Here is a 26,236-nt window from a genome sequence, read left to right as displayed (position 1 = left end):
AGCGCCCGTGTGTCCGGGAGAATCCATGATCTCGACGATCCGTTCGGCCCTCGCGCGTTGTCCGGTCCGGGCCCTCCAGCTCGCAGCCCTGGCGCTCACCCTCGCGACCACGGGGTGCGACAAGGTCGGGTGCTTCGAATGGACCGAGATCGAAGGGGCATGCCCCTCCCAGGAAGAGGCGCTCGCCTATTTCGGAAGCGACTCGTGCGGCGGCGAGGTCGAGTCGGTCGACAGCGAGCCCGAGTACGACGACGGTTACTGCTGCTACGACATCACCAAGCGCGACGAATACGGGGGCGCCTGCACCTCGCCCGGCGGGCGCATCTCGCCGCCGCCGCCCGCCCCGTCTCCGCCGAACTGAGCCGGCGCTCCGGACACCCCCCGCGCCCGCGCATCGCGGGCCTCGCGTCTGGCGCCGCCTCCGCCCTGGTTCATCGAGCTAGAGCTCGTCCAGCGCGTTCCTGTCGAGCTCCTGGAGCGCCGCGAGATCCCGCGCCGCAAGCTCCTCCACGTCGCCGGGAGCCTCGCGCGGGTAGGCCAGCGTGAGCTCGCCGTCGTGGACGTAGAGGTGCTGGCTGTCGATGCACCCGTGCGCGCCTCCGGCCGCGTGGAGCGCCGCGATGGCCTCGCCGAGGCGCGCGCGCTGGGCCCTGGTCAGCGCGCGCGCCTCGTCGGCGAGCGCGCGGCCTTGGGGCAGCGCCACCCAGACCTCGCCGCTGGCGAGATCGACCCGGAGGACGGACGTCAAGGCCGCGTGGCCGGCGCGCGCGAAGGCCCGGGCCCGGGCGAGGGTCGCGTCGTCGAGCTGCAGCACGAGGACGTCGCGATCGATCCAGGCGTCGTGCCAGCGCCCCTCCGTGTCCCGGCCGTCGCCGACCTCCAGGGTCGCCGCGAGCCGCGCCGCCGTGGCGGGCGGCGCGTCGCTCGATCGGGGCCGGCCGCTCGCGCGCGACCGCCGCGGCCGCGGGCGCTCTGGCCAGGCCATCGCGGTGATCGCGCGCCGCGCCTCGAACGCGTCGCCCGGCCGCGCGGCGGGGTCCTCCGCGAGCAGCGCCGCCACGGCCGCGTCGTGGGCCGCCGTGAGGTCCGGATGGACCTCGCTCGGCGCGGGATCGAGCCGCCCGCGCACGGCGGGGGCGGGCGGCTCTCCGGTGAGCAGCTCGGCGAGCACCGCGCCGACGCCGTACAGATCGCTCGCCAGCGTCGCCGGTCGGCCCATGCGCTGCTCCGGCGACATGTACGCGAACGTCCCGATCGCGCCCGCCGTGGCGGTTGACGAGAGATCCCCGAGGTGCGCCGCGCCGAAATCCGCGAGGTGAGCCGTCCCGATCTCGTCGAAGAGCACGTTGCTCGGCTTCACGTCGCGGTGGAGGATGCCGAGGCGGTGCGCCTCGCCGAGCGCGGACAGGAGCGCGCCCGCGATCTCGACGGCGCGCGCGGGCGTGACCGGATCCCCCCGCAGCCGCTCGATCAAAGACCCGCCCGTCATCCAGGCGAGCACCATCGCCGGCCCTTCGGGGTGGTACGCGCGGAGCGCGACGACGTTCGGGTGCCGGAGCTGGGCGAGGGCGCGCGCCTCGCGCTCGAACCGGAGGAGCGCGTCGCGGCCCGCTCCGAACGCCGCGCCCGCGAAGATCTTCACGGCGACGCGCTCCGCCGTGATCCGGTCGCGCGCCTCCACCACGCGCGCGTGGGGCGTGGCCGTGACCTCGCGCAGGGTCTCGTAGCGCCCGAAGAGGAGCGGCCCGACGGGCGCGGGGCCCGCGGGAGGAGGTCCCGCGGCGGCGCTGCCGGGAGCGGCGCCTCGCGACGAGAGCGCCTCCTGGCCGGGCGGCTCGAGCCGGGCGAGCTCGTCGCGGACGGTCCGCGCGGCGTCCTCGAGCCCGAGCTCGCTCAGGCAGCGGCCGAGCAGCGGCAGCGCGCGGGCCCGCTCGGCGGCGGCGGGCGGCAGCTGCTGCAGCGCGCGCACGGCGGCCTCCGTGCGGCCGTGGCGCGCGAGCAGCTCACCCAGCGCGAGCCACGCCGCCGCGTCGCCCGGGCGGCGGCGGAGCGCGGCCTCGAGCACCCGCGCGCCGTCGGCGGGGCGGCCGGCGAGCTCGAAGCTCTCGGCGGCGCGGCACGCGTCGTGGGCCGCGGTGAACGCCTCCGCGGCCGCCGCGTGAGCGCCGAGCGCCGCGAACAACGCGCCCGCGTGGCGCGAGAACCCGCGCGCCGCGAGGTCGGCGGCGACGCGCAGCGCGGCGTCCCGGGGCGACGTGGCGGCGATCCGCTCGAGCGCCTCGCGCGCGAGCGCCTCGTCGCCGCCGAGCGCGGCCATCAGCGCGGCGCGGGCCGGGTCCCCGGCTGCCAGCGCCTCCCGGGCCGCGCCGGCGAAGTCGCAGACGCGCTCGAGCAGCTCGGAGGCGCCCGCGTGATCTCCGGCCGCCGCGAGGAGCGCGGTGCCGCGATCGCGCTGCCCGATCGCGGCGAGCTCGGCCGCGCGACGTCGCAGATCCTCGTACGCCACGCCGATGTCTGTCGGAGCGCCGTCAGCGCGCGGCGATGCGCGCTCGGCCGTTCACGGAGAGGTCGAAGCGCACCTCGCCGAGGTCGATCCCCGAGGTGTTGAACGGCACCTGCCGCGTCCGGTGCACGGCGAGCGTCGCGTTCGCCGGCAGAGGCCCGAGCGTCGAGGGATCCAGCAAGGAGCCCGGGATCACGCCCCGCCCGGTGTCCTTGAACGCGCACCGCACGGTCGCGCCGTGGGCCGAGGTCACGTCGACGTAGATGATGTCCCGCGTCCGGCCGGCCTCGCCGCTCTCGTCCGCGCGCCACTGCACGACCGCGCCGACCCCTGCGTCGAGATCGACGCCGTCGGCCAGCTCGGCGTCGCCGATGCGCACCTCCTCGGGACCCGCGGGGGCATCGGCCTCGAACGCGAACCGGTCGAGCTGCCCCGAGCCGGAGCTCTCGAACACGTACCGCGCCGGCGCAGGCAGATCGCTGGTGGCGTCGCGCGACGTGTAGAACACGCCGAAGACCAGGGCGCCCACGTCCGGGAACGCGCGGGCGGCGAGCGGCATCTCGGTGCTCTCGGTCTTCATCGTCACGTCGCCCGCGTCGAGGAGCTCGATCGGGCTGAGCGAGCTGAAGCTGCTCGCCTCGTCGTCGGCGGCGGGCGAGAGGACCATGCAGCTGCCGGCGGAGGGGAGGACGAACGGCTTCCCGACGGCCCCCTCGGCGAGCTCGGGATCCATCGCGGACGAGAGCCGCATGAACTTCGCCAGCACGTTCGTGACCGCCCCCGCCCCCTCGGCGCCCGCGCTCGGCTGCGCGGCCTCGTCGAGCTCACCGGGGGTGGCGGCCACGGCGGCGTCCCGGCTCAGGTTGATCGCGCGCTCGACGCGCACGACCCCCTGGGTGACCACCCCGTTGACCTCCGTCGCGTCGCCCGCGACAGGCGCCGAACAGCCGACGAGAGCTGCACCGGCGAGCAGGCATGAAGTGGCGAGGGCGCCGTGGGGACGCATAGATCCGAGTCTAAGACGGGTCCTCCGGCCGGGCAAGCGCCTGTGCTTGCCACCGAAAATGGCAGGGAATCCGTCTCATTACGTTTTGCTAGGTTTTGCTACGTTTTGTTGCGCTTTGCCGCGGCTCGTCACGCCCTGTTACGTTTGGTTACGTCTGGGAACGCTCCGAACGTGGCGTTTGCCGACGTTGCAACGTCGTTGCGTTTGTTTCGACCGTGTCAGAAGGTGACCGTGAGGCCGCCGCCCGGGGCGACGGTGCCCTGATCGATGGCGACCGGATCGCCGGCGATCTCGCCCTCGGCGTGGTGGTAGGTCGCGGTGGCCTCGACCGCGACGTGCACATGGCGGAGGCCCGCGCGGATGCCCAGCACGAACCCGAGCTGGAGATGCTGGCCCGACGCGTCGACGAGCGGTCCTCGGAGCGCCGCTCCGGCGGCGGGCAGCCGCACCTCGCCGCCGAGGAGCTCGAAGCCGAGCCGGGGACCGAACCAGAGCGCGTAGAGATCCGCGTCCGACCGGAAGCCGAGCAGGAGAGGGACGTCGAGCCCTGCGCCGTGGACGTCGATCCCTTCTGCGCTGGGGCCCGGCCCGCCCGCGAGCAACGCCGAGGCGCCGAGGCCGATCGACAGGGCCGCGTCGCCGAGCGGGAATGCGTGGCGCCCGTCGAGCCGGATGGCTCGCCCCGTGTACGTCAGCCCCGCTTCGTTCTCGCCCTCGATCCCGACGCGGGCGCTGGCCCAGGGCGCGACGCCGGGCGACACGGTGATCTCGGAGAGCTTTCGCCGCGCGGCGCCCTCCGCCGTCGCCGGGCCTGTGGCGCTCGCCCCTGCGTCCGCCGCTCCGGCGACGACCATGTCACCCGATAGGCCGCCGCCGAGGCGCACGGCGCCGGGACGGAGGACGTGGGCCGGGTGGAGCAGCGGACCGCTGCCATGGCAGCCCGCGCAGGCACCCGCGAGAACCACTGCGGCCCAGCGCCGGATCACGGTGTGACCCGGGCGCCGCATTGAACCGACGGTGCCGACGGAGGCATGGGAAGCGCGGCCGGAGAGGCGACGCGATGGTGCGCGAAGAGGCGCGCTACTTGCGGAAGCGCGAGGGGTAATCGTTGGCGGCGGCCCGCTTCTTCAGCTCCCCATCGTCGGGGTGCAGCCGGACGGCGCGCGCGATGAGGACCTCCTCGGTCTCCACGATCTGCGGGTTGGGCAGGCAGCACTCGACCGGGCACACGGCCTGGCACGCTTCGTGATCATAGAAGCCGACGCACTCGGTGCAGAGCTCCGGATCGATCACATAGATCTCGTCGCCCTCGCTGATGGCTTCGTTCGGGCATTCCGGCTCGCAGGCGCCGCAGTTGATGCAGTCTTCGGTGATGTAAGTCGCCATGGCCTTCGCTTCGTTCTCCGGGGTCACCCCGGTCCGCTCGTTTGTAGAGGCCTGACCGCAAGGTGTCAATTCGGGCGGAAGCCAGCGCCGGTTCCGGGACGGCGTCGTGGGCGTCGTGGGCCTACGCTTGCGCGCGGGCGCCCCTGCCGGTACTAAGCGGCCTCCTCGATGCTCCGCCTCACCGAGCCCGCCCTCCTGCTCGCCTTCCTTGGCGCATCCTCGCTGCTCGCCGGATGTGGCCCCCAGATCGGCGATCCGTGCACCTCGTCGCTCGATTGCGTGCAGGCAGAGCAGCAGCTCCTCTGCGATGGGACGCAGCCTGGCGGCTACTGCACGGTCTTCAACTGCGAGCCGGACAGCTGCTCCGGGAGCAGCGTCTGTGTCGCGTTCAACCCGGTGATCGAGCCGGCGTGCAGCGAGCTCGAGAACGTCCGCTGGCCGCGCTTCGAGCGGACCTTCTGCATGGCCACCTGCGATGAGGACGACGACTGCCGCAGCGGCTACTCGTGCGTCGCGCTGGGCAACATCCAGGGTGCCGCAGCGATAGCGCCGGGCGAACGCAACGCCGCGATCGTCGACGCCACGCCGGAAGGATCGAGGGCCTGCCTGCCGAACCCGCCGTCTGCGTCAAGCGAGCCGCCGGGTGACGCCGAGAGCGAGCCCGGGGTGTGCAGGGCCGCTCCTGAACAGCCGGGAGTTCCGGAGGAATGGCCCACGTACACGGCCTCGGGCGCGGGAGGCGGCGGTGGCGCGGGTGGCGAAGGCGGCGGCTCGGGTGGCGAAGGTGGCGGCTCGGGCGGCGCTGGCGGCGGTTCGGGTGGCGAAGGCGGCGGCGGCTCGGGCGGCGAAGGTGGCGGCTCGGGCGGCGCTGGCGGTTCGGGCGGCGCTGGCGGCGCTGGCGGCTCCGGCGGCGGCTGAGCGCCGCTCGGTGCGGCCCGGCTTTGCGCATCGACCGTGCTAGCGTTGGCCGCGTGTTCGGACCGGCCCCCGCGAAAAGGACGCTCGAGGCTGCGCTGCGCGACGTCGCTTCGCAGAAGCCCGCCGTGCGCGCGGAGGCCGTGAGCGACCTCGTCCCGTATGCCGCGACGGCACGGGAGCAGGTCGTGCGCGCGATCGAGGGCGCGCTCCGCGTCGATGAGCACGCGGCGGTCCGCGCGGCGGCGGCCATCGCCCTCGCCGACACGAAGGCCGTCGAGGCGCTCCCGGCCCTGCTCCTCGCCGTCGAGGACGTGGATCCCTACGTCCGGCAGATGGCGATCACGGCGCTCGGTGAGATCGGCGACATGCGGGCCACGGGCCGGCTCCGGCGCGCACTCTCGGACGAGCGGCCCGAGGTGCGGTTCCAGGCGGTGATCGCGTTCCCGCGCGTCTGCGCCCAGCAGGCCGACGCGATCGAGGCCGTCATGCAGGCCACCCACGACGACGACCCGCTCGTCTGCCACATCGCGCTGCGGATGTTCGAGGAGCTGGGGGAGTCCAGCGGCGAGCTGCCTCCGTTGGGCATGGCGCGGGCCCGCGCGCTGCTCGGCCACGCGTCCCCGCTCGTCCGGGCAGCGGCGGCGGTCGTCACCGCGCGCTTCGGCGATCCGGTGGGCCACCCCGTGCTCGCCGAGATCGTGGGAGGAAAGCTCCACGGGGTCGATCGCGAGGACGAGGCCGCGGCCATCGAGCTCTGCGGCGAGCTCGGCCTCGCCGCTTCCCGGAGCGCCCTGGAGCGGCGCGCGTTCGGGCTGAGGCTCGGCTTCGGCCGCGATCCGCTGCGCTGGCACGCGCGCGTCGCGCTCGCGCGGATGGGCCACGAGCGGGCCATCCGCGACATCCTCGGCGAGCTCGGCGCGTGGGACCGCCACAAGCGCACGCTCGCCGTCGCGGCCGCCGGTCGCGCCCGCCTCTCGGCCGCCCGCGCCGCGATCGCGGCGATGCGGGGAGACGAGCGGAAGGCCGATCAGGGGGCCGTCGAGGAGGCGCTCGCCGCCCTCGCTGCCGAGGTGGATGCATGAACGATGGAGCCCAGTTCAGCGAGGCGGACCTCGCCCCGAGCCCCGAAGAGCGCGCCGCGTCGCGCCGCTCCCTCATCGATCGCGTGGCCGCGAGCGTGGCCGCGCTCGCGGCGGGGGCCTGGGTCGGCGGCATCGTGGCGCTCGGCGCCTGCGCTGCCCCGTTCGTCTTCCGGCTCGCCCCGGCCCCCTTCTCCGGTGACGCGATGAGCGCGGCGTTCGCGCGCTTCGATCAATTCGCGCTCGGCGCCGCGGTGATCCTCCTCGGCGCCGAGGTGGCGCGCACCTGGGCCGCGTACCGCCAGGGCGCCGGCCGCGCGGCGCGCGTGCGCCGGGTCGTCGCCATGGTGTTGGCCGGGTGCGCCGCGTACGTCGGCCTGGCGCTCACCCCACGCATCGCGGCGCTCCACCGCGAGGGCGTCCGGCGCGGCGAGGGGGAGCTCGGCATGGAGCTCGAGCGCGTCCATCGCCGCGCCGAGCTCGTGAGCAAGTCGGAGGTGTTCCTCGGCGCGAGCCTGGTCCTCTTGCACGTCTTCACGCTCGGCGCGCGCCGCCCCGAGCAGGACGACGACGAGGAGGCGGCCGCCCCGCTGCCGCCCGGCCCGCGGTGAGGACGCCGGGGGCGCCCCACCTGCGCCGTCGCCTCGGGCGTGGGCGCGCGCGCGACGATCGAGGCTCCGCGGCGCGCGATCGTCGCGCGCGCGCCGCCGCGCATCGCGCCCACGACACGGAGGGATCCGATGCCGCGTGACAACAAGCTCTATAGCGGCTTCGTCAACCACGATTACATCCTCACCTTCTCGATCGCCGACGAGGCGAACCGGTCGCGCCTCGTCGCGCTCTGCGCCGGACCGTGGCAGGGCGACGAGGTCACGCCCGACACGTGGGAAGTGTCCAACACGCTGAGCCCCGATCAGATGGAGCGCGCCATCCTCGATCTGATGGGCGACGCGGACCGCGCCGCTTACTACTACCTCTCGGACAGCAAGCGGATGTTCCGCGTCCTGCTCGGCTGAGCTCGTGCGTGAGCGATGTGAGCCGCTTCGCTCCGGCGCGCCGCGGGGGCGCGAGGGGCGTCCCCGCGGGCCGAAGGGGCCGCGAGCGCGGTCATTTCGCGGTATGGTCCGGTCATGAGCGAGCTGGAAGCCACGCCGCCCGGCGCCTCGGCGAGGTCCGCCGCCGACGCCCCTCCACCTCACGCGCCCACGTCCCGACCAGGGGAGGGGGCCGACGAGGGCTTGCTCAGCGTCCTCCGGGACGATGGATCCCTGGATCCCGCGACCGACCCCTGCCTGAGCGACGCGCTGCTGCTGCGCGCGTACCGCGAGATCAAGCGCCTCAGGCTGCTCGACGCGCGCATGCTCCTGCTCCAGCGGCAGGGGCGGGTCGGCTTCTACGGCGCGTGCACCGGCCAGGAGGCGACGCCGATCGCCACGGCGCTCGCGGTCGAGCCCACGGACTGGATCTTCCCCGCGCTGCGCGAGAGCGTGATGATGCTGGTGCGCGGCTTCCCGCTCCGCGCCTATGTTGCCCAGGTGTTCGGCAACGCGGGCGACCTCCTCCAGGGGCGCCAGATGCCGTCGCACATGAGCGGGCGGCAGGTGAACCAGGTGTCCTGGTCGAGCTGCATCGGCCCGCAGCTCCCGCAGGCGGTCGGCGCCGCGTGGGCCGCGAAGCTGCGGCGCGACAGCACCGTGGTGGTGGGGTTCATGGGCGACGGCGCGACGAGCGAGCCCGATTTCCACAGCGCGATGAACTTCGCGGCGGTCTTCAAGGCGCCGTGCGTCATGATCTGCCAGAACAACCACTGGGCCATCAGCGTGCCGACGGACCGGCAGACGTCCTCGAGCACGATCGCCATCAAGGGCCGCGCCTACGGCGTGCCGTCGGTGCGGGTCGACGGCAACGACGTCATCGCCGTCTACCGCGCCGTCTCCGAGGCGGTCGCGCGGGCTCGTGGCGGCGGCGGCCCCAGCTTCATCGAGGCGCTCACCTACCGCGTCGGCGCGCACTCCTCGAGCGACGACCCGAGCCGCTACCGGTCGCAGGAGGAGGTCGATCGCTGGACGCAGCGCGACCCGCTGCTGCGCCTCGGGCGCCACCTCGCCGGCCGCGGGCTCCTCGACGACGCCGCGGAGTCCTCCCTCGAGGCGGAGCTCAACGCCGAGATCGCCGCCGCCGTCGCCGAGGTCGAGGCGATGGGCCCGCCTGCCCGAGAGACGCTGTTCGACGACGTCTACGCGGAGCTGCCCTGGCACCTGCGCGACCAGCGCGCAGAGCTCCTGCGCTCCCCGAAAGCGCCGCCGCACGGCGGCGGGCGCTGACCTCGGGGAGGGATTTCCCCTCGCTGCGAGGTCGTGTAAGCCCCCGGGCACCCAGGGACGGCTCGCGTTTGCGGGCGCGGCCTCAGGGCTGTCGGCGAGGGGCTTGCCTGACGAACCCCGGCGCCCCTAGTTCCAGTCTTCGAAGCGCACAAAAGGACAAGGATGAAGACCTACGACGCAATCGTGATCGGAGCCGGCCCCGGCGGTTATCCCTGCGCCATCCGGCTCGCTCAGCTCAAGCTGAAGGTGCTCTGCATCGAGAAGGAGAACGTCGGCGGCGTCTGCCTCAACTGGGGGTGTATCCCCTCCAAGGCGTTGATCTCCGCCGCCCACCTCTACGAGAAGTCGCAGGCCGGCGCCGCGATGGGCATCAAGGTCAGCGGCGTCGAGCTCGACGCCAACAAGATGCAGGACTGGAAGGAAGGCATCGTCAAGAAGCTCACCGGCGGCGTCGGATCGCTGCTCAAGGGCAACGGCGCCGACGTCGTGAACGGCACCGCCACGGTCGTGGGGCCGAAGCGCGTGGACGTGACGCGGGCGGACGGCTCGGTGGAGCAGTTCGAGGCGACCAAGGCGATCGTGATCGCGACCGGCTCGACGACCATCGAGATCCCGACGTTCAAGTTCGACGGCGACACGATCATCGGCGCGAAGGAGGCGGTCAGCCTGCGCCGCGTCCCGAAGCGGCTGATGGTGATCGGCGGCGGCGTCATCGGCCTCGAGCTCGGCATGGTCTACCAGGCGTTCGGCGCCGAGCTCATCGTCGTCGAGGCGCTGCCGGAGCTGCTCACGGGCGTCGACCCCGACTGCACCAAGATCGTCGAGCGCAAGATCCTGAAGCGCGGCGGCACGATCCACAAGAACGCCAAGGCGCTCGGGTACGAGAAGCAGAAGGACGGCTCGGTCGGGGTGAAGATCCAGTCCGACGGCAAGGAGCAGACGATCGTCGTCGACACCGTGCTCGTCGCCGTCGGCATGCGGCCGAGCAGCAAGGGTCTCGGCCTCGAGAAGGTCGGCGTGACGGTCGATCAGCGCGGGTTCGTCCCCACGGACAAGTTCTGCCGCACCAACGTGCCGTCGATCTACGCCATCGGCGACGTCAGCGGGCCGCCCCTGCTCGCGCACAAGGCGACGAAGGAGGGCGAGATCGCCGCCGAGGTCATCGCGGGGCACAAGGCCGAGAAGGACTGGGTCGCGATCCCGGGCGCGATCTTCACCGATCCGGAGATCGCCACGGTGGGGCTCACCGAGGCGGAGGCGAAGGCGAAGGGCCTCGAGGTCAGCATCGGCAAGTTCCCGTTCTCGGTGCTCGGCAAGGCCATGGCCATGAACGAGACCGAGGGCTTCGTGAAGATCGTCGCCGACAAGAAGACGAAGCAGGTGCTCGGCGTCCACATCGTCGGACCGGAGGCCAGCACCATGATCAGCGAGGCGTCCCTCTCGCTCGAGATGGCGGCCTTCCTCGAGGATCTCTCGCTCACGATCCACCCCCACCCGACCCTCGGCGAGTCGCTGATGGAAGCCGCCGCCCACGCCATGGGCGCCGCGATCCACATCGCCAATCGCTGATCCGCCCGCTCTCGAGCATCACCAGCCTGCGCCGTCGACGAAACCATCGAGTCGACGGCGCGGGCCACCGCCGTCATCAATCGCGCATGAAATGGCACGTATACCCGGCCGGGTATTTTTCCAGGTACTTCTGGTGGTACTCCTCGGCGCGCGTGAACGGCCCGGCCTCCACGATCTCGGTGACGAGCGGGGCGCGCCACTTGCCGCTCTTGTCGACGCGCGCCTTCACCTCCTCGGCGATGCGGCGCTGCTCGGGCGTCGTGACGAAGATCGCTGAGCGGTACTGCGTACCGACGTCGTTGCCCTGGCGGTTCCGCGTCGTCGGATCGTGCATGCGGAAGAACCACTTCTCGAGCAGCTCGGCATAGGACAGCTTCGCGGGATCGAAGACGATGCGCACCGACTCGGCGTGGCCGGTCGATCCGGTCTTCACGTCTTCATAGGTCGGCGCCTTCGTCCGGCCGCCGGCATAACCGACCTCCGTCTCGAGGACACCGGGGATCTGCCGGAGGAGCTCTTCCATCCCCCAGAAGCAGCCGCCCGCCAGGACGGCCGTCTCCAGCGTCGTCTGGCACCCAGGCGCCTCCCCCGGCGCCGGCACGGCGCAGGCGTTCGCGCTCGCTTGCTCCCGAGGCGCGCCGCCGCGGCCCTCGAACAGCGCCCGATAGGCGCCGTAACCCTCCGCCTCGAGGCGAGCCAGCGGGATGAACCGGAGAGACGCGGAGTTGATGCAGTAGCGCAGCCCGTCGGGCGCGGGCCCGTCCTCGAAGACGTGCCCGAGGTGCGAGTTGCCGGCCTTGGAGCGCACCTCCGTTCGGACCATCCCGTGGCCCCTGTCCGAGCGCTCCACGACGCGCTCCGGCTCGACGGGGCGCGTGAAGCTCGGCCAGCCGGTGCCCGAGTCGAACTTGTCAAGCGACGTGAAGAGCGGCTCGCCGCTCGCGACATCCACGTAGAGGCCCGCCTCGTGGTTGTCCCAGAAAGCGTTGCGGAACGGCGGCTCGGTCGCGTCGCGCTGGGTGACCTCGTATGCGAGCGGCGTGAGCTGCTTGCGCAGCTCCTCATCCGACGGTTTGCGATAGCTTCTGTCCGACATCGTCACAGCCTCCTTGGACCCCGGAATCACCTTGCTCGCCCTCCCTGCATCGCCGGCGCGAAAGCACGCGAACACGGCGGCGCACGCAATGAGGACGAGCGCGAAGAGAAGACCAGCAGCGCGGAGCCGTTTCATCATCCACCTGGCCTGTCGAGGGTAGCGCACCTAACCCTCCTACGCCCCGCGGCCCCGCTGGTTTCGCCCGGCGAGCGCGGCCCGCGCGGCGCCGGCCTCAGCGCTACGGGCCGCCGCTCTCTAGCAAGGCGTCGCTCTCGCCGTCGCTGTCGCCGGCGCCCCGCTCGAAGCACTCGGCGGGGATCTCGCGCGCGCGGCGGACGAGGCGGGTCGCCCCGATGAACGCCGACGTGACCGGATCGTAGTAGCCGCTCGCCCCGTGCAGGCCCGGGACCGCGCGCTGGTAGTGGCGCGCGACCCGCTCCATGAGCGCCTCGCGGACGTACTTGCCCACCATCGACGCCATCGCGACGCACAGATCCGAGGCGTCGCTATCGCGGACGAACGCGATCTCGCCGAGGCCGGGGAAGCGGTAGGCGCTGCGGGCGCGGCCCTCCTCGAGCACGGCGTGCATCCTCCCCGCGAGCGGGCCGAACACGGAGCCATATTTGCCGAAGCCACCGACCTTGCCGCACACCGCGAAGACCTCCGCGCCGGCGAGGCCGCGGAGCTCCAGGACGAGGCGCTCCATCGCGTGGAGATCGAGCACGAACCTGTTCTTCCCGGCGCGCGCCCCGTCGTTCATCCGCTTCGCGCAGAGCAGCACCGAGCGCACGGCGACGACCTCGACCCCCTTCTCCGAGAGCTTGTCGAGGTCCTTGCCGATCGCGCCGAGCAGCTCGTCGGATGCGGTGAACGCCTCGCCCTCCGCCGACCAGCACTGCTCCTCGACGTGGCCCGGGCAGAGCGCGCGGAGCGCGGGGCGATCCTCGAGCGCGACGGCGTGGAGCAGCTCGTCCACCGACGACGCGCCGCTGGCCGTCCCCGCGCGGCCGCAGCCGCGCGCGACCAGCGCGCGAGCCCAGGCCTCGCCGAGCGAGACATCCCCGTGCGCCACGAGCTGCTTCGAGTCGCCGAGCCGCTGGGCGAGGGCGCCGCGAGGGGCGCGGCCGGCGACCTGCCAGCCCGCCTCCGTGACGCGCGTGAGGACCGCCGTCACCACCATCGGACCGAGCCGCGGGCCCAGCCCGTTCTCATCGACGCCGATGCGGTAGCGGACGGAGGGCTCGGCGGACGTCATGCCGGCCCCTCTGCCACACCATGGCGCCCGCGTCACCGCGCGGATCTCCGCCAGGCCGCCCGCCGTCCCGCTCGGGACCACTTGCCGGTTCGGTCGCAAAATTCTCAAACTTTCTCGAGCTCATGCGCGATCCACGCGCGCCGCGCGCACCTTTTCCCCGGCTCTCGCCGGGGGCGCCGCTATAGTCGACGCCTCATGCGCATCCTCCCCGTGCCCTGCCTCAGCGACAACTACGCGTACCTCGTGGCCGCGGACGGGCGGCGCGAGGCGATCGTCATCGATCCCTCGGAGGCCCAGCCGATCATCGCGGCGCTCGAGCGCGAGAAGCTCAGTCTGGTCGCCATCGTCAACACGCACCACCACCACGATCACGTCGGTGGCAACGAGGCGCTCCGCGAGCGTTACGGCGACCTCCCGGTCTATGCGCACTCGAGCGACGTCGGGCGCGTTCCCGCGCAGACGGAGCGGGTCGAGGAGGGCACGCCGGTCCAGGTCGCCGGCCTCACGCTCCAGCCGTTGCACGTCCCCGGCCACACGCTCGGCGCCGTCTCGTATTGCGTCGAGGACGTTGTGTTCACCGGAGACACACTCTTCATCGCCGGATGTGGCCGTATGTTCGAGGGGACGCCGGAGGTGATGCACGCCTCGCTCTCCAAGCTCGCCGCGCTCCCGGCGCATACGCGCGTCTTCTGCGGTCACGAGTACACCGTGAACAACCTCCGTTTTGCCGAGGCGGTCGAGCCCGAGAACGAGGCTGTCCGCAGGAAGCTCGCGGCCGCCCGTGCGGCGCGCGAGCGCGGCGAGCCCACGGTCGGGAGCACGATGGCCGACGAGCTCGCGACGAACCCGTTCCTGCGCTGCGGCGAGCCGCGTTTGCAGGCGCGCTTCCCGGGGGCCGCGCCGTCCGACGTGTTCGCCGCCGTGCGTCGCGCGAAGGACGATTACCGCTGACTTTCGGCGTCGCGCGCGGCCGTATTCCGCTCGCGCCCGCCGTCCGATTTCTATACGACTAGGCCCATGGACTCCCGCGCTCCCATCTTCGGGTTCAACGACGCGCGCGACGAGATCGTGCGCACCGTGGTCGACCGGGTCGTCGGCTCCACGAGGGATCCGCTGCTCGCCATGAACGAGGCGGCGTATCAGGAGGCGAAGCGGCTCGAGGGGTCCCGGAAGCCGCAGGACATCCGCGAGCTCGCCGAGTGGCAGCGGCTCGCCCGCTCGCTCGGCCGCATGCACGACGCCGAGCGCCGCCGCCGCCTGCGCGAGCTCTCGGAGGAGTACGCGTGGGACATCGCGGGGAACTTCGATCGGCGCGTCTACCAGCTGTCGTCGCGGCTCCTGCCGCCGGTCGTGAGCGCGCTGCTCGCGCCGCGGAAGCTCATGACCGTGGTCCGCGACCCGCTCAAGCTCGTCAGCCTCGAGCTCCTGGCCGACCGGGTGCTCGTGGAGGGCCCGCTCGCGAAGCTCCGCTCGCTCGTGCAGCGCGGCACGGCCGTCTACGTCCCGACCCACCTGTCGAACATGGACTCGATCGTGTTCGGCTATGCCCTCGAGCGCGCCGGCCTGCCGCCCGCCACGTACGGCGCCGGCAAGAACCTGTTCACGAACCCGGTCCTCTCGTTCTTCATGCACAACCTCGGCGCCTACCGCGTCGACCGGCGCATCCGGCACAACCTCTACAAGGACGTGCTGAAGACGTACTCGGGCGTGCTCCTGGAGCGCGGCTACCACTCGCTGTTCTTCCCGGGGGGCACGCGGTCTCGCTCGGGCGGCATCGAGCGGAAGCTCAAGCTGGGCCTGGTCGGCAGCGCGTTCGAGGCCTACACGCGGACACTGCAGAGCGGCCGCGAGCGCCGCGTCTTCTTCGTCCCGGCCACGATCAACTACCTCATCACGCTCGAGGCCGAGACGCTGATCGCCGATTTCCTCTCCGAGGCCGGCAAGGGCCGCTTCATCATCGAGGACGACGAGTCGAGCCGCATCGGCCGGATCGCCTCGTTCCTGCGCAAGCTGCTCGCGATGAACGCCGCGGTGGTCATCCGCTTCTCTGAGCCGCTCGATCCGTTCGGCAACCGGGTCGACGAGCTCGGTCGCTCGTTCGACGCCCGCGGTCGCGAGGTCGATCCGGCGAGCTACGTGAAGGATCAGGGCGGCAAGGCGGTCATCGACGCGGCGCGCGACGCCCAGTACGCGCGCGAGCTCGGCGAGGAGATCTGCCGGGCGTACGCGCGCGACACGGTCGTGATGGCGACGCACGTCGTCGCGGCGGCGAGCTTCGCCCGGCTCCGCAGCCAGGCGCCCGCCGCGGATCTCTTCACGGTGCTCCGGCAGCGCGACGTGCTCACGGTGCCGCGCGACGACCTCGCGGCCGACGTCGTGGCCCTCTGCGATCGGCTGCGCGCGCTCGAGCAGCGGGGGTGCATCGTGCTGGGCGAGGACGTCCGGCTCGGCTCGGGCGGGGACATCGTCGAGCGCGCGCTGCGCGCCTTCGCGGGCTACCACTCGTCGCCGGTGCTCGACTCGCGGCCCGACGGCATCGCGATCTGCGACACCAACCTGCTCTTCTACTACCAGAACCGCCTCGCCGCCCACGGGGTGGCGTGGGACGTCATCGCCCCGCCGGGCGTCCCTTCCGGCCTGCAGGTCCAGCCGCCGCTCCCGCCGCTCGAGCCCGCCTCGTCGCCGCCGCCCTTGGAAGAGCCGCGGGGCTCGGCCTCGTCCGCTTCGTCGTCCTCACCGGCCTCGTCCCGCGCGGGCGCTGCGGACGCGCACGTGGGCTCGATGAACGGCGCCGGGGGTGGCCAGTGAGCGCCCCGGGGAGCGCGCTTCCGGCGCCTTCGGTGGGGGTCATCGGCGGCGGTTTCTGGGGCGTGGCGCTCGCGCTCGCGGCCAGCCGCACCGGCGCGGAGGTCCTCCTGTACTCCCGCCGCGAGCAGCCGCAGATCAAAGGCGGCCCGCGGATCGTGCGGGACCACGCGGAGGTCGCCCGGGCGCGGCTGCTGGTGATCGCGGTGCCGTCGAACGCGGCCCGGACGGCGCTGCGCTCGCTCGGCGATCACATGGACGGCTCGCACCTCGTGATCCACGGCGTGCGCGGCCTCGAGGGCGAGGCGCTGAAGACCGTCTCGGATCTGGTGCGTGAGGAGACCCCGGCGCGCCGGGTGGGCGCGCTGGGCGGCCCGGTCCAGGAAGACGAGCTCCGGGAGGGCCGCCCCTCGGCGATGGTGTGCGGCTCGCGCTTCCCGGAGGTCCACGCCGCCGTGACCGCGGCGTTCCAGTCGGACGCGCTCCACGTCTACACGACGCCCGATCTCCAGGGCCTGGAGTGGGCGTCGGCGCTGGTCGGCTGCCTCGCCGTCGGCGTCGGCTTCGCCGAGCAGGCGGGCGCCGGGCCGGGGTTGCTCGCCGCGCTGATCTCGAGGGCGGTCGACAGCGCGGCCCGCGTCGCGGCCGCGGCGGGCGCGGAGGAGCGGACGATGCTGGGGCTCGGCGGCTACGGCGACCTGCTCGCCTCGATCCGGCTCGAGAGCCGCCCCGAGGTGGTGCTCGGCAAGGCGCTCGCGCGCGGGCGGACGCTCGACGAGGCGGTCGCGGAGGCCAGGCTGCGGGTGGAGGCGATCCCGCTGATCCCGCGCGTCGTGGCGTTCGCGAAGGCGCGGAAGGTGGATGCGGGGGTGTTCGAGGCGCTCGAGGCGACCCTGAAGGGCGGCGCGCCGAGGGCGGTGCTCGATCGGATGTTCGCGGCGTGAGGCATGGCGACGGCAGCGCGCTCACTCGTTCGCGAGCGCGAGGACGGCCTGGGCCACGCCGGTGACGACCTTTGCCGCGCGTGCGTAGTCGAGCGTATCCGGCGTGTCCTTGTCGGTGTGGTAACGCCGGTTGCGCAGAAACGCCGTGTCCGTGATCATGACCGCTGGATAACCCGCTTCCCAGTAGCTCCGGTGGTCGGACCAGTCCACGCCCTGAACGAGCGCCGGAGCGCTCAGGGAATAGGCGGGCAGATCGGTCGCGCCGCGCATCGCCCCCTTGAGGGTGCGAACGAGCGAGAGCCCCTCCAGGTTGCCGATCACGGCCACGAAGTTCCCCTTCGTGGGATACAGCATGGAGAGCGGCGCCAGCGGGAACGCCTGACTGTCCTCTTCGTCGGTGAAATATCCGATCATCTCCAGGCTGATCATCGCCCGGACCTTCACGCCTGCTGCTTGCATCGCGTTCGCGTGATGGGCGCTGCCCATGTGCGCAGACCGGAAATAGGGCGGCTCCTCCAGCGTGAACGCCGCGAGCTCGACGTCGCCGCGGAGGGGCGCGCGGCCGAGCATCCGCCCCAGCTCGAGCAGCCCTGCCACGCCGCTCGCGTTGTCGTCGGCGCCGGGCAAGTCGTCCGCCGCGTCGTAGTGGGCGCCGACCACGACGCGCGTCGACGAATCCGGGCCGAACCGGGCGAGCACGTTGCGATACGTCCGTCCCTCGACATCGTAGAGCTGCTCGGTCACGCGTCCTCCGGCGGCGCTGAGCTCGTCGCGCAGGTACGCCGCGGCGCGGTCCAGCTGCGCGATCTGCCGGTGGCCCCGCGGGCGGAACTCCTCCACGAGCCTCCGGACGTCGCGCTCCATGCGAGCGGGGTCCGCGGAGAGCGCCGGAGCGGGCGGCGGGAGCGCCGCCACGAGGGGCTGGCTGACGCAGGCTCCGATGGCTGCGAGGCCGGCGAGGAGCAGCGCCGCGGCGGCCGCGGCCCACCGGCCGTGGCGGGGGCGAAGCCTTGTGATCGCGCGAGCGTCTTCGAGGGTCGTCGCTGCGCTCGTGGTCATCGAGAGGGCAGGACATCTGGCGGAGGTGCTCTGTTCCTGGCGCGGGCAGGAATCGACGGGCGATCCTCCGAGCGGGCTGCCCGTGATGAGCGCGCCGCAGCCGTCCTCGGGCGCAGCGTCGCTGGGATCGCGCCGCGGGCGAGCTCGCCGGGGCCTGCGTGCGCCCGTGTCTGCGTGCGCCGGTGCCTGCAGGCGCCGGGGACCTCGGCGCCGAGCCGCGTCGCGGCCGGCCGCGCTGTCAGCCGCCGTCTCGCTGGCTCGCGTCGGTCGCCCCCGGGGCGGCGGGCAGCTCGACGCTGTCGCAGCAGCGGAATCCCGTGGAGTAGTCGTGATAGGTCGGCTCGTGGGCGATGGTGGTGAAGTAGCAGCCGGGGCCGAGCTCGCTGGTCGTGCTGAAGAAGCCGCCCATGAACACGCCGTTGCCCTCGTGCCACGGCTGATCGCGGCGCTCGACGCCTTCGGTGCTCATCCGCATCACGAGCTCGTCATCGACCATGTCGCCGACCCACTCGTGCAGGTTCCCGATCATGTCGTGGACGCCGAGCTCGCTGGCGCAGCCGGCGTGTTCGCCGCTCCTCGCCAGGAAGCCTGGTTTCTGGTCGAGGTCGGGGCTGTTGAAGTGTCGTTCGTAGCTCCACCCGCCCGGCGGGTGCTCGCCGAAGAGCTCCCGCAGGAGGTGGGGTTTGCCGGTGTTGCACCGCCCGCGCTCGCCGCGCGGGCCGTAGGGGTAGCGGTGGGCGCCGTTGCCGCGACAGGCGCGCTGCCATTCCCGCCGCGTGCAGAGGCGCTTGCCCGCGGCGACGCAGGCGGCCTTGGCCTCGACGCGGCTGATGTACGCCTGCGGAAAGACGCCGGCCGCGCTGCGGGCGAGGTACCGGACGCCCGGCTCGGGGCGCTTGAAGTGCGGGTGGACGGCGAACTCTCCGCCGGCGTCGGTGACCAGGTGCGCCTCGTAGCGATCGATGCAGAAGCCGTTGACGAGGGCCATGTCGGCGGGGCAGGGGCCCGGCGGCGGGGCGGGAGGGGCGAGTGGCGGGGCGCCGGCCGAGCCGAGCGGGGACGCCTCCGCGGGGGCGGCGCTCGGGTTGACAGTGGTCGGCGTGGGACCGGGGGCTGCGCCGCTCAGGATGCCTGAGCCGGCGTGCGCGCTGCCGGTAGATGCTGGCGTCGTGAGCGCGGACGCCGCGGCACGAGCCGTCCCCTCGACGGCGGGCGCCGCGTGAGGTTCGCCGGGGGCGTCCGCTTTCTTCGCCGGGCTGGTGCCGCCGTCGTTTGGAACGGAGCACGACGTGAGCCATACCAGGGCGGCGAGCAAGACTGAACCTGCGGGGCGTGACGGGCGGCGTCGGTGCAGCGAGGATCTCTTCGACAGGCGAGCCCGGAGGCGATCGCGGGACGGCGCAGACGGCACGGGGCGGAGTGTACACGCGCTCCGCGCGCGGCTGGGTGGGATTGAGGCACGCTCTTTTTCGCCACGCACGTCAGCGTTGCCGCGCCGCTCCCGTGGGCCCGCGTCGTGGTAAGTGAGGTCACGCTGAGAGGAGAAGCGAAGCCTCGAAGTCAAGGAGCCGGTCGCGCTCGATCGGCGGCGTGGTGGTCTCGTCTTGACGCAACGGCCGGAGAGAAGCGCCCAGGCTGACGCCCCGCGCCTCTCGCATTACGATGGCGCGCATGAGAATGCGCACATCGCTCCGATGGCTCGCTGGTATCGGCATCCTGGTCGTATCCGGCTGTGGGCTGGTGCTCGGCCTCGAAGACTTCGAGGACGCCGCACCCGCGGACAACACGGCGCCGGAGGGGACTGGCGGAGGCTCCACGTGTGAGCCCGAGAGCGTGGCCAAGTGCTACTCCGGCCCCCCCGGGACGAAGGACGTCGGGATCTGTGAGGCCGGGACGCAGGCGTGCAAGCAGGACGGCTCCGGGTACGAGGCGTGCGAGGGCGAGGTGACGCCGGCGGCAGAGACGTGCGCGAGCACGGACGACGAGGACTGCGACGGGAAGGATTGCGTCAGGTGGGCGAGGCTCATCGGCGGGGCCGAGGAGGAGGACGTGACCGGCGTCGCGACTGACTCAGCGGGCAATGTTTATGTCGGTGGCAAGTTCACGGGAGCGATGTCGTTCGGAGACGATGTGCTCATCGCTGCCGGAGGTAACGACGCGTTCCTGGCCAAGTTCTCTGCTTCTGGGGAGTACGTCTGGAGTCGACAGGTGGGCGACGTAAAAGGAGATACCGTGTACGCGCTCGCGGTCAATTCGCAGGGCGAAGTCATGGTCACGAGCTTGGAGCTCGAAAGTCAGCTGGCCTCGATGAACATGGTGCTGCACAAGTACGACCCGGATGGGCGGTTGCTGTGGCGGAAGCCGCTGGGCGGAAAGATCTGCGGGCTCGTGCCGAGCGCCGTGAGGGGGATGACGTTCCTTCCAGATGGGGACGTGGTGCTCGTGGGGGACTTCTGCGGAACAATCCGATTCGATGACGAGCACGTTGTTTCCAATGAGACTGATTCGGAGGAAATATTCGTGGCCAAGTTGCGGTCTTCCGACGGTTCCGTCGACGATGAGAGCGGCTGGGTTCGGGTGTGGGGCGGTGAGGATGCGCAGATTGCCCAAAGAGTGATCGTCGATGCGGCTGGCAATATCATCCTGGCGGGGCACTTTTATGACGAGCTGGTTCTGGGGGACCTTTCATACGCGTCCGCTGGTGGCGCGGATGTGTTCCTGGCGAAGCTCACGAGCCGTGGCCTCGTGAGCTGGGCGAGGGTTGTGGGAGGCACCGACCACGAGACGCTGCAGACCATCGCTGTCGATAGACTGGGTGGTCCGGCTCTCGTGATAGGGTTCCAAGGGACGGTTGATTTTGGTGGCGGTGAGGTCGTGGTGAATGAACGCGCGAGCGCCTTGCTAAAGTATACGACCTCTAACGTTTACGAGTGGGCTCGAGTCTTCGATGGTGCGCTGACTATTGGTGCGATCTTGGCCGAGTCCGCGAGTGATGTGATGATCGTTGGTGGCCTGGTCGGTACTGTGGAGTTGGGCGGAGATTTGCTTCGCGCGAAATCCGAGAGAGATTTGGTGCTCGCGAAGGTTGGGCCCGAAGGTGAGCCACTCTGGACCAGGACCTTCGGTTTGATGGGGGAGGACGGCGTGAGCGCGACGGCGAGCGTGCTCAGCGGCCGCGGTGAGCTACTGATTGCCGGCGCTGCGGATGGAAGGATTGATTTCGGTGCCGGGGTGATGACCCCGCAGGGCGATGGGGATGTCTTCGTCGCAAGTTTCAGCCCGTGAGGCGCCCGAGATCATTGCGAGGTGCCTGGCGGCCGCAGGCGGTGAGTGGCGATCGATCTGTGCGCTGGTGAGGCTTCTCAACTCACGGGCTGCATGGGTTTGCGATGGTTTCGCATGTGTCCGCGCAGCTAGTGCAGGTACACTCATAGACAGCGCGGTAGAGAGCCTCGACGCCCTCACCGCCCGGGCCGTTTGCGGCATCCGCATCGCAGCTTCTGAAGCACTCGGGGCGAGGGTCGTCTGTCATGCACCCCCGCGCGCAAAGAAGCCAGAGCAGACACCCAGTGTCGTCTGTGCAGGCATCCATGCAGCCGTTTCGTGTCGAGCAGCTCAGGCACTCCAAGGCACTGCCCCCTTCGTCACCCTGGCACTCACTCAGGCAGCCGGCGAGCTCCGGATCGACAGTGTCCCCCTCCAGCGACTGGAGCTGCTCGCACGTCGCGTCGACCACGCACCGCGCGCCGCACTCCGATGCTGGATCTGCGCAGTCGAACGGAAGGGCGTCGCACACGGGAAATCCGCATTCGTCTGCCTTGTCGCAGGCCTGATCGCACACGGTGGCGCCGCCGTCGCTGCCGCCCCCGCCGTCCCCGCCTGCTCCGCTCGACGTCGCGGCCGTCGTCGAACTGGTGCTCGCTCCCGTCGTGCTGCTCGTCGTTCCCGCGCTGCCGCTCCCTCCGCTCCCCCCGCCGCCGCCGGGGTTCTCCGTCGTCTCGCCCGAGCACGCTGCGAACGCGGCGCCCGCCGCGAGACAGATTACGAACACCAAAGAAGAAGTCCTGCTGCGCATCGCCGTTCTCCTTGGGCACGCCGCGGGTGTTCCACGTTATTGCCCCAACGGCGCGGGATCGTTCGCCTGCTTCATTCCCCCGGCAAGGTTTTTCGCCGAGGAACCCATGCCCGGGCGCGCGCATCCCCGCGACCAGCTTCCGGTGACGCCGTCGCCCACCCGAAGGCGGCCCCGTCGTCGCCCTCCGCGCCCCGGCTGCGCCCGGCGCGCCCCCGGCACGCCACGCCGTGCTCGACGATCCCTGCGCCGCCGCCTCCCCTCAGCCCGGCCCCGGCGACAGGGCCCCGAGCTCCGCGCCGCGGCGCTCCACGCCGAGCAGATCCCTGGCGGGCACCTCGCGCGCGTCGCCCTGCCCGAGCAGCATCTTCGACGACCGCTTCGGCCTGAAATCCGGGCGGCTCGGGTTCAGCTTCCACCAGCCCCCCTCGAGGATCACCCACGGCTCCTCGCTCGCGCGCACCACCTCCGCGGCGAGCCGCGCGCGCGTGATGCCCGTGATCGCCCGCGTCTCCGGCAGCGCCGCCGCCAGGCGCTTCAGGCCGTCCGGCATCCCGCCGTAGCTCACCTGGGTCACCACGTTGTTGCCCGCGTCGAACCGGTAGATGCCCGTGCTCAGCACCTCGATCGACGACGCGGCGTCGTTGACGAAGATGTTGTTCCGCAGCCGGCAGCCCCAGCTCCCGTTGCCGCACTGGAGCGCGGCCCGGCCGCTCGCGTTCATGATCACGGTGTTGTTGCGGATGAGGTTGTTGCGGCAGCCCCACAGCGGGAGCGCCTCCGGGCCGCTCACCTGCTCCGGAGCGCGCGGACCGGGCTCCACGTAGGCCCGGTCGAACGGGTTCGCGTTGTCCCACTGCGCGATCCCGTGGGCGAGGTTGGCGTAAACGAGGTTGTTCTGGATCAGCGAATCCGACAGCCCGGCGAGGTTGATCGCCCCACCGCCGATGCGACCGTTGCCGTTCATCACGTTCTGCTCGATGATGAAGTTGACGCCGCGGCCGTCCGGAAACCCGTGCTCGCCGAACCTGTCCGTCGCGAGCTTCATCAGCCCCGCGGCCCAGGCGCGGGTCGGCTCCATCGGCGGATAGCTCCGGAACGAGGGGTGCTTCATCACCTCCTCGAGCGACGCCTCCGGATCGAGGTTCGCCTGGAACCCGCCCGCGTTGTTGCCGAAGAACACGTTGCGACGAACCACGTAGTTGTCCGAGCCGTCGGACGCATAAGCGCCGTGCTCGCGCCCGGAGAGGGCGAACAGGTTGTCCTGCAGGAGGACCGTGTGGCTGTCGGTGGAGTGGAACCCCCACGTGTGATGGTGATGAGAGAAGTTGCCGACGATGGCGATGTGGTGCGCGAGCCTGCCGGTCTCTCCGAACGCGCCGTCCACCATGATGCCCGCGCGCGGCGTGCCCGCGCGCGGCGCGCCCGGCTCGCTGCTCCCGGCGATGTTGAAGCCCTCGATCACGACGTGGTGCGCTGCCTTCAGGTAAATCATCCAGTTCGGGTCAGCGGCGCACCCCCGGTTGATCACGACCTCGCCCGGGCTCCCCATCGCCTTGAAATGGATGTACCGCTCCTGGCCGGCGCTCGGCTTGTCGCCAATCGAGAACCCCGCGTACGTCCCGGGCAACACGGCGATGAGGTCGCCGCCGCGCGCCGCGTCCGCCGCATCCTGGAGCGTGGCGAACGCGCGCGTGACAGGGAGCTCCCGCGGCTCGGCCGCAGCGCCGCGCGCGTTCAGATCGAGCGCGGCCACGCGGATCGCGGCGGGGGCCGGCGCGCCGACGACGAGGACGCGCTCGTAGCGCGCCTGCAGCTTCAGCGTCTGGCGCACCCACTCGTCGGAGTCCCGCGTGGCCACGAACGGCTCGACCGCCGCGGGCGCCGGCGGCTCTGGCGTCTCGGGGGCCTTCGCCGGCGCGGGCGGCTTCTTCGCCTGCGCCGGCGGGGGCGCCGCGTCCTCGGGCGGCGGCCCCGCGACCTGGATCGTGCCGCTGCAGGCGAGCGCGGCGACCGCGACGAGCGCGCCGCCGATGCGCGCGCAGCCACGGGCCAGCTGGATGACGCTTGTCGATCCTCTCATCTCGACACTCCGGGGAAGGCCGCCCCTCCGAGGTGCGCCGCGCGTGCGGCGCTCGGCTCTGGCTACCCCGGCTTACCCCAAAGCGCGCGCTTCAGCCAGACGAGCGCGCGCCTCGGCCAGGGCCCGCGCGCGCCCGGCCCGCGCCGCGCGCAGCGCGCAGCGCGCAGCGCGCCGAGCGAGGTGCGACATTGCCTTCCAGCGGCGGCCGTCATGTGGCTGACACGTGCCCGTTTGCTTCCGTCGCTGCCCTTCCTTTGGTACGAAGAGCTCATGAAAGCGCTGCCCTCGCTCGTGAGCGTCGCTCTTGCCGGCGCCACCCTCCTCACGCTCGCGCCCGAAGCGCAGGCGAACATCAAGAATCCGAACGATCACCCCCGCTACTTCGCCGAGCTCGAGCCGCACGGGGACTTCGTCTTCATGCACCGCGACTACGGCCTGCGGCGGTACGGGCCCGGGCGCTACAACGGCTTCGGCGACCCCGAGTTCGGCCTCGGCTTCAGGGCGAGCATCGAGCTCGCCGACCCGGCGTTCATCCCGAAGCTCAACAACACTGTCGCCATCTCGTTCGGGCTGGATCTCACCAACTGCAGGTACTGCCGCCGCGACTTCACCATCTGGAGTCCGGTCACCATGCAGTGGAACTTCTTCTTCACCGATCAGTGGAGCGCGTTCGCCGATCTCGGCGCAGTCGTCCGTACCGACGGGTTCTACAACGACGTGTGGCTCGACTTCGTCACCATGGTCGGCGGCCGCTACCACTTCAACGACAACATGTCGCTCACGATGCGGATCGGGTATCCCTTCTTCAGCGTCGGCGTCTCGTTCTTCGTCGGCTGAGCCGCTCCCCGCCGGCTCTGGCCCTCTGGCGGGCTGAGCCGCCCCGGGTGCCGCCCTGCTGTCGCGCTCTCCTGGCGCATCCGGGGCCGGCGGGAGCGCACGGCCTCCGCCGCGGGCGGCATCTCGCCGGGGCGGGCGTACGGCGCGGACATCGGGCACGTGCGGACAGGGCCCGCCCTGGTTAGACTAGCCGGAGATGGTCGGCTGGTATTTCGTAGGCATCCTCGGTCTCGCCCTGCTGATGGTGGTCCACGAGGGAGGGCACTTTCTCGCCGCGCGCGCTTACGGCATGCGCGTCTTGAAGTTCTCGATCGGCTTCGGCCCCACCTTCTTCAAGGTTGTCCCGAAGGACGGGTACTACTGGTTCACGACCGCCGCGGACAAGGTCCGCGTGCGGCTCTTTCGCCACGACCCGGTGAAGCACGGCCCCACCGTGTTCCAGGTCGCCATGATCCCCTTCCTGGCGTACGTGCAGATCGCGGGGATGAACCCCCTCGAGGAGGTCGATCCCGAGGACAAGGGCAGCTACGCGAACGCGAGCCTGATGGGCCGGATCGCCGCGATCTTCGCCGGTCCGCTCGCCAATTACCTGTTCGCGTCGGTCCTCTTCTTCGCGAGCCTGATGGTGGGCGGCAAGCCCCACCGCCTGACCGACATCGGCGTGGTCGCCGGGATGCCGGCGGCGGCCAGCCTGAAGGACGGCGACCGCATCGTCGAGATCGACGGGACCCCGGTCCACGACTGGGAGAAGATGGCGGAGATCATCTCCAAGAGCCCCGGCCGTCCGCTCGACCTCGTGGTGGAGCGCGCGGGCGAGCGCGTCTCGGCCAAGGTCACGCCTGCCAACGAGAGCGGCTCGGGCAAGATCGGCGTGATCCCCGTCGGGCCGGTCCAGCGGGTGCCGGTGACCGCGAGTGAGGCCGCGCTGCTCGCGCTGAAGATGCCGCCGAAGGTCGTGCAGGACCTGGTCGTCGGGCTCGGCCAGGTCCTCACGGGCAAGATCGAGGGCGAGCTCGGGGGCCCGGCGCGGATGATCGGGGAGACCGCGCACGCGGCCAAGCGCGGCTTGCCGCACGGGCTCGAGTTCCTCGGGGTGCTCTCGGCCTACCTCGGCGCGTTCAACCTGATCCCGTTCCCCGCCCTGGACGGCGGCCGCCTGATGTTCCTGTTTTACGAGGCCGCCACGCGGCGCCGGCCGAACGCGCGCGTCGAGGCGCACATCCACCTGGTCGGCGTGTTCATGCTGCTCGGGCTGATGCTCTACGTCACCGCGAACGACTTCGGCCTCGGGTCGAAGTAG

22 protein-coding genes are annotated in these 26,236 nt (G+C 71.7%); 13 read left to right on the top strand and 9 right to left on the bottom strand.

Annotated elements, in window-relative coordinates:
- The first annotated feature begins 25 nt into the window (after positions 1 to 25).
- The gene (locus WMF12_RS41845; RefSeq protein WP_437742315.1) at positions 26 to 361 is read left to right on the top strand and encodes a hypothetical protein; all 336 of its coding nucleotides are present in this window, start codon (positions 26 to 28) and stop codon (positions 359 to 361) included.
- Positions 362 to 439: 78 nt separating this feature from the next.
- Here the strand turns inward: WMF12_RS41845 and WMF12_RS41840 are convergent, their stop codons facing one another.
- The 4 genes from WMF12_RS41840 to WMF12_RS41825 form a co-directional block, all read right to left on the bottom strand.
- Positions 440 to 2,506, bottom strand: coding sequence for a protein kinase domain-containing protein (locus WMF12_RS41840; protein ID WP_437854260.1), 2,067 nt, complete (start codon positions 2,504 to 2,506; stop codon positions 440 to 442).
- Between the two features lie 22 nt (positions 2,507 to 2,528).
- Complete coding sequence (locus tag WMF12_RS41835) at positions 2,529 to 3,509, bottom strand: hypothetical protein (protein ID WP_437854258.1); 981 nt, start codon at positions 3,507 to 3,509, stop codon at positions 2,529 to 2,531.
- Between the two features lie 218 nt (positions 3,510 to 3,727).
- Positions 3,728 to 4,495, bottom strand: coding sequence for a hypothetical protein (locus WMF12_RS41830; RefSeq protein WP_437854256.1), 768 nt, complete (start codon positions 4,493 to 4,495; stop codon positions 3,728 to 3,730).
- 94 nt (positions 4,496 to 4,589) lie between these two features.
- Positions 4,590 to 4,895, bottom strand: coding sequence for a YfhL family 4Fe-4S dicluster ferredoxin (locus WMF12_RS41825; protein ID WP_012240614.1), 306 nt, complete (start codon positions 4,893 to 4,895; stop codon positions 4,590 to 4,592).
- A 168-nt stretch (positions 4,896 to 5,063) separates the two neighbouring features.
- On the opposite strand from WMF12_RS41825, the gene WMF12_RS41820 reads away from it, so the two are divergent.
- The 6 genes from WMF12_RS41820 to lpdA all read left to right on the top strand — a co-directional run bounded on the left by WMF12_RS41820 (position 5,064) and on the right by lpdA (position 10,785).
- Positions 5,064 to 5,813 carry a hypothetical protein gene (locus WMF12_RS41820; RefSeq protein ID WP_437854253.1) on the top strand — a complete coding sequence of 250 codons (750 nt, stop codon included), beginning with the start codon at positions 5,064 to 5,066 and terminating at the stop codon, positions 5,811 to 5,813.
- 53 nt (positions 5,814 to 5,866) lie between these two features.
- Positions 5,867 to 6,895 (top strand): HEAT repeat domain-containing protein, encoded by a 1,029-nt coding sequence (locus WMF12_RS41815; RefSeq protein ID WP_437854251.1) that lies wholly within the window; start codon positions 5,867 to 5,869, stop codon positions 6,893 to 6,895.
- Positions 6,892 to 7,503, top strand: coding sequence for a DUF4149 domain-containing protein (locus tag WMF12_RS41810; protein WP_437742309.1), 612 nt, complete (start codon positions 6,892 to 6,894; stop codon positions 7,501 to 7,503). The genes WMF12_RS41815 and WMF12_RS41810 overlap by 4 nt, the downstream gene beginning before the upstream one ends.
- Positions 7,504 to 7,632: 129 nt before the next feature.
- A complete protein-coding gene (locus WMF12_RS41805; RefSeq protein ID WP_012240611.1) occupies positions 7,633 to 7,908 on the top strand; it encodes a hypothetical protein in 276 nt (91 codons plus the stop codon).
- A 114-nt stretch (positions 7,909 to 8,022) separates the two neighbouring features.
- The gene (locus tag WMF12_RS41800) at positions 8,023 to 9,216 is read left to right on the top strand and encodes a thiamine pyrophosphate-dependent dehydrogenase E1 component subunit alpha (protein WP_437854249.1); all 1,194 of its coding nucleotides are present in this window, start codon (positions 8,023 to 8,025) and stop codon (positions 9,214 to 9,216) included.
- A 162-nt stretch (positions 9,217 to 9,378) separates the two neighbouring features.
- On the top strand, positions 9,379 to 10,785 hold the full coding sequence (lpdA, locus tag WMF12_RS41795) for a dihydrolipoyl dehydrogenase (RefSeq protein ID WP_437742307.1): 1,407 nt from the start codon (positions 9,379 to 9,381) through the stop codon (positions 10,783 to 10,785).
- 76 nt (positions 10,786 to 10,861) lie between these two features.
- On the opposite strand, the gene WMF12_RS41790 is transcribed toward lpdA, so the two are convergent.
- On the bottom strand, positions 10,862 to 12,016 hold the full coding sequence (locus WMF12_RS41790) for a bifunctional methionine sulfoxide reductase B/A protein (protein WP_437873946.1): 1,155 nt from the start codon (positions 12,014 to 12,016) through the stop codon (positions 10,862 to 10,864).
- Between the two features lie 103 nt (positions 12,017 to 12,119).
- Positions 12,120 to 13,136 carry a hypothetical protein gene (locus WMF12_RS41785; RefSeq protein ID WP_437854247.1) on the bottom strand — a complete coding sequence of 339 codons (1,017 nt, stop codon included), beginning with the start codon at positions 13,134 to 13,136 and terminating at the stop codon, positions 12,120 to 12,122.
- A gap of 195 nt (positions 13,137 to 13,331) precedes the next feature.
- On the opposite strand from WMF12_RS41785, the gene gloB reads away from it, so the two are divergent.
- From gloB to WMF12_RS41770, 3 genes are all read left to right on the top strand, one after another.
- On the top strand, positions 13,332 to 14,087 hold the full coding sequence (gloB, locus tag WMF12_RS41780) for a hydroxyacylglutathione hydrolase (RefSeq protein ID WP_437742305.1): 756 nt from the start codon (positions 13,332 to 13,334) through the stop codon (positions 14,085 to 14,087).
- A gap of 66 nt (positions 14,088 to 14,153) precedes the next feature.
- Positions 14,154 to 15,944, top strand: a complete 1,791-nt coding sequence (locus tag WMF12_RS41775; RefSeq protein ID WP_437742304.1) for a 1-acyl-sn-glycerol-3-phosphate acyltransferase — start codon at positions 14,154 to 14,156, stop codon at positions 15,942 to 15,944.
- Positions 15,941 to 16,885, top strand: a complete 945-nt coding sequence (locus tag WMF12_RS41770) for an NAD(P)-binding domain-containing protein (RefSeq protein WP_437742303.1) — start codon at positions 15,941 to 15,943, stop codon at positions 16,883 to 16,885. The genes WMF12_RS41775 and WMF12_RS41770 overlap by 4 nt, the downstream gene beginning before the upstream one ends.
- A 21-nt stretch (positions 16,886 to 16,906) precedes the next feature.
- Here WMF12_RS41770 and WMF12_RS41765 read toward each other — a convergent pair whose 3' ends face one another.
- A complete protein-coding gene (locus WMF12_RS41765; protein ID WP_437854245.1) occupies positions 16,907 to 17,944 on the bottom strand; it encodes a M28 family peptidase in 1,038 nt (345 codons plus the stop codon).
- Between the two features lie 238 nt (positions 17,945 to 18,182).
- A complete protein-coding gene (locus WMF12_RS41760; protein WP_437854243.1) occupies positions 18,183 to 18,932 on the bottom strand; it encodes an SUMF1/EgtB/PvdO family nonheme iron enzyme in 750 nt (249 codons plus the stop codon).
- A 683-nt stretch (positions 18,933 to 19,615) separates the two neighbouring features.
- Here WMF12_RS41760 and WMF12_RS41755 point away from each other — a divergent pair.
- Complete coding sequence (locus WMF12_RS41755; RefSeq protein ID WP_437854241.1) at positions 19,616 to 21,229, top strand: SBBP repeat-containing protein; 1,614 nt, start codon at positions 19,616 to 19,618, stop codon at positions 21,227 to 21,229.
- Between the two features lie 1,049 nt (positions 21,230 to 22,278).
- Here the strand turns inward: WMF12_RS41755 and WMF12_RS41750 are convergent.
- Positions 22,279 to 24,099, bottom strand: coding sequence for a right-handed parallel beta-helix repeat-containing protein (locus WMF12_RS41750; RefSeq protein WP_437854239.1), 1,821 nt, complete (start codon positions 24,097 to 24,099; stop codon positions 22,279 to 22,281).
- A gap of 270 nt (positions 24,100 to 24,369) precedes the next feature.
- Between WMF12_RS41750 and WMF12_RS41745 the strand changes: the two genes are divergently transcribed.
- The gene (locus tag WMF12_RS41745; RefSeq protein WP_437742297.1) at positions 24,370 to 24,936 is read left to right on the top strand and encodes a hypothetical protein; all 567 of its coding nucleotides are present in this window, start codon (positions 24,370 to 24,372) and stop codon (positions 24,934 to 24,936) included.
- A gap of 196 nt (positions 24,937 to 25,132) precedes the next feature.
- Positions 25,133 to 26,236: a M50 family metallopeptidase gene (locus WMF12_RS41740; protein WP_437854236.1), complete on the top strand. Its 1,104-nt coding sequence runs from the start codon at positions 25,133 to 25,135 to the stop codon at positions 26,234 to 26,236.

Source organism: Sorangium sp. So ce363, assembly GCF_051520435.1.
GTDB classification, from domain to species: Bacteria; Myxococcota_A; Polyangia; order Polyangiales; family Polyangiaceae; genus Sorangium; species Sorangium cellulosum_B.
This window is presented reverse-complemented; position numbering and strand designations above follow the sequence as displayed.

What these genes read in the sequence shown, in the direction of transcription:
- WMF12_RS41740 (WP_437854236.1), top strand. Translation starts at nt 25,133, where the DNA reads ATGGTCGGCTGGTATTTCGTAGGCATCCTCGGTCTCGCCCTGCTGATG.
- WMF12_RS41845 (WP_437742315.1), top strand. Translation starts at nt 26, where the DNA reads ATGATCTCGACGATCCGTTCGGCCCTCGCGCGTTGTCCGGTCCGGGCC.
- WMF12_RS41810 (WP_437742309.1), top strand. Translation starts at nt 6,892, where the DNA reads ATGAACGATGGAGCCCAGTTCAGCGAGGCGGACCTCGCCCCGAGCCCC.
- WMF12_RS41775 (WP_437742304.1), top strand. Translation starts at nt 14,154, where the DNA reads ATGGACTCCCGCGCTCCCATCTTCGGGTTCAACGACGCGCGCGACGAG.
- WMF12_RS41755 (WP_437854241.1), top strand. Translation starts at nt 19,616, where the DNA reads ATGAGAATGCGCACATCGCTCCGATGGCTCGCTGGTATCGGCATCCTG.
- WMF12_RS41745 (WP_437742297.1), top strand. Translation starts at nt 24,370, where the DNA reads ATGAAAGCGCTGCCCTCGCTCGTGAGCGTCGCTCTTGCCGGCGCCACC.
- WMF12_RS41765 (WP_437854245.1), bottom strand. Translation starts at nt 17,944, where the DNA reads ATGACCACGAGCGCAGCGACGACCCTCGAAGACGCTCGCGCGATCACA.
- WMF12_RS41825 (WP_012240614.1), bottom strand. Translation starts at nt 4,895, where the DNA reads ATGGCGACTTACATCACCGAAGACTGCATCAACTGCGGCGCCTGCGAG.
- WMF12_RS41820 (WP_437854253.1), top strand. Translation starts at nt 5,064, where the DNA reads ATGCTCCGCCTCACCGAGCCCGCCCTCCTGCTCGCCTTCCTTGGCGCA.
- WMF12_RS41790 (WP_437873946.1), bottom strand. Translation starts at nt 12,016, where the DNA reads ATGAAACGGCTCCGCGCTGCTGGTCTTCTCTTCGCGCTCGTCCTCATT.
- WMF12_RS41760 (WP_437854243.1), bottom strand. Translation starts at nt 18,932, where the DNA reads ATGGCCCTCGTCAACGGCTTCTGCATCGATCGCTACGAGGCGCACCTG.
- WMF12_RS41750 (WP_437854239.1), bottom strand. Translation starts at nt 24,099, where the DNA reads ATGAGAGGATCGACAAGCGTCATCCAGCTGGCCCGTGGCTGCGCGCGC.
- lpdA (WP_437742307.1), top strand. Translation starts at nt 9,379, where the DNA reads ATGAAGACCTACGACGCAATCGTGATCGGAGCCGGCCCCGGCGGTTAT.
- WMF12_RS41835 (WP_437854258.1), bottom strand. Translation starts at nt 3,509, where the DNA reads ATGCGTCCCCACGGCGCCCTCGCCACTTCATGCCTGCTCGCCGGTGCA.
- WMF12_RS41800 (WP_437854249.1), top strand. Translation starts at nt 8,023, where the DNA reads ATGAGCGAGCTGGAAGCCACGCCGCCCGGCGCCTCGGCGAGGTCCGCC.
- WMF12_RS41785 (WP_437854247.1), bottom strand. Translation starts at nt 13,136, where the DNA reads ATGACGTCCGCCGAGCCCTCCGTCCGCTACCGCATCGGCGTCGATGAG.
- WMF12_RS41805 (WP_012240611.1), top strand. Translation starts at nt 7,633, where the DNA reads ATGCCGCGTGACAACAAGCTCTATAGCGGCTTCGTCAACCACGATTAC.
- gloB (WP_437742305.1), top strand. Translation starts at nt 13,332, where the DNA reads ATGCGCATCCTCCCCGTGCCCTGCCTCAGCGACAACTACGCGTACCTC.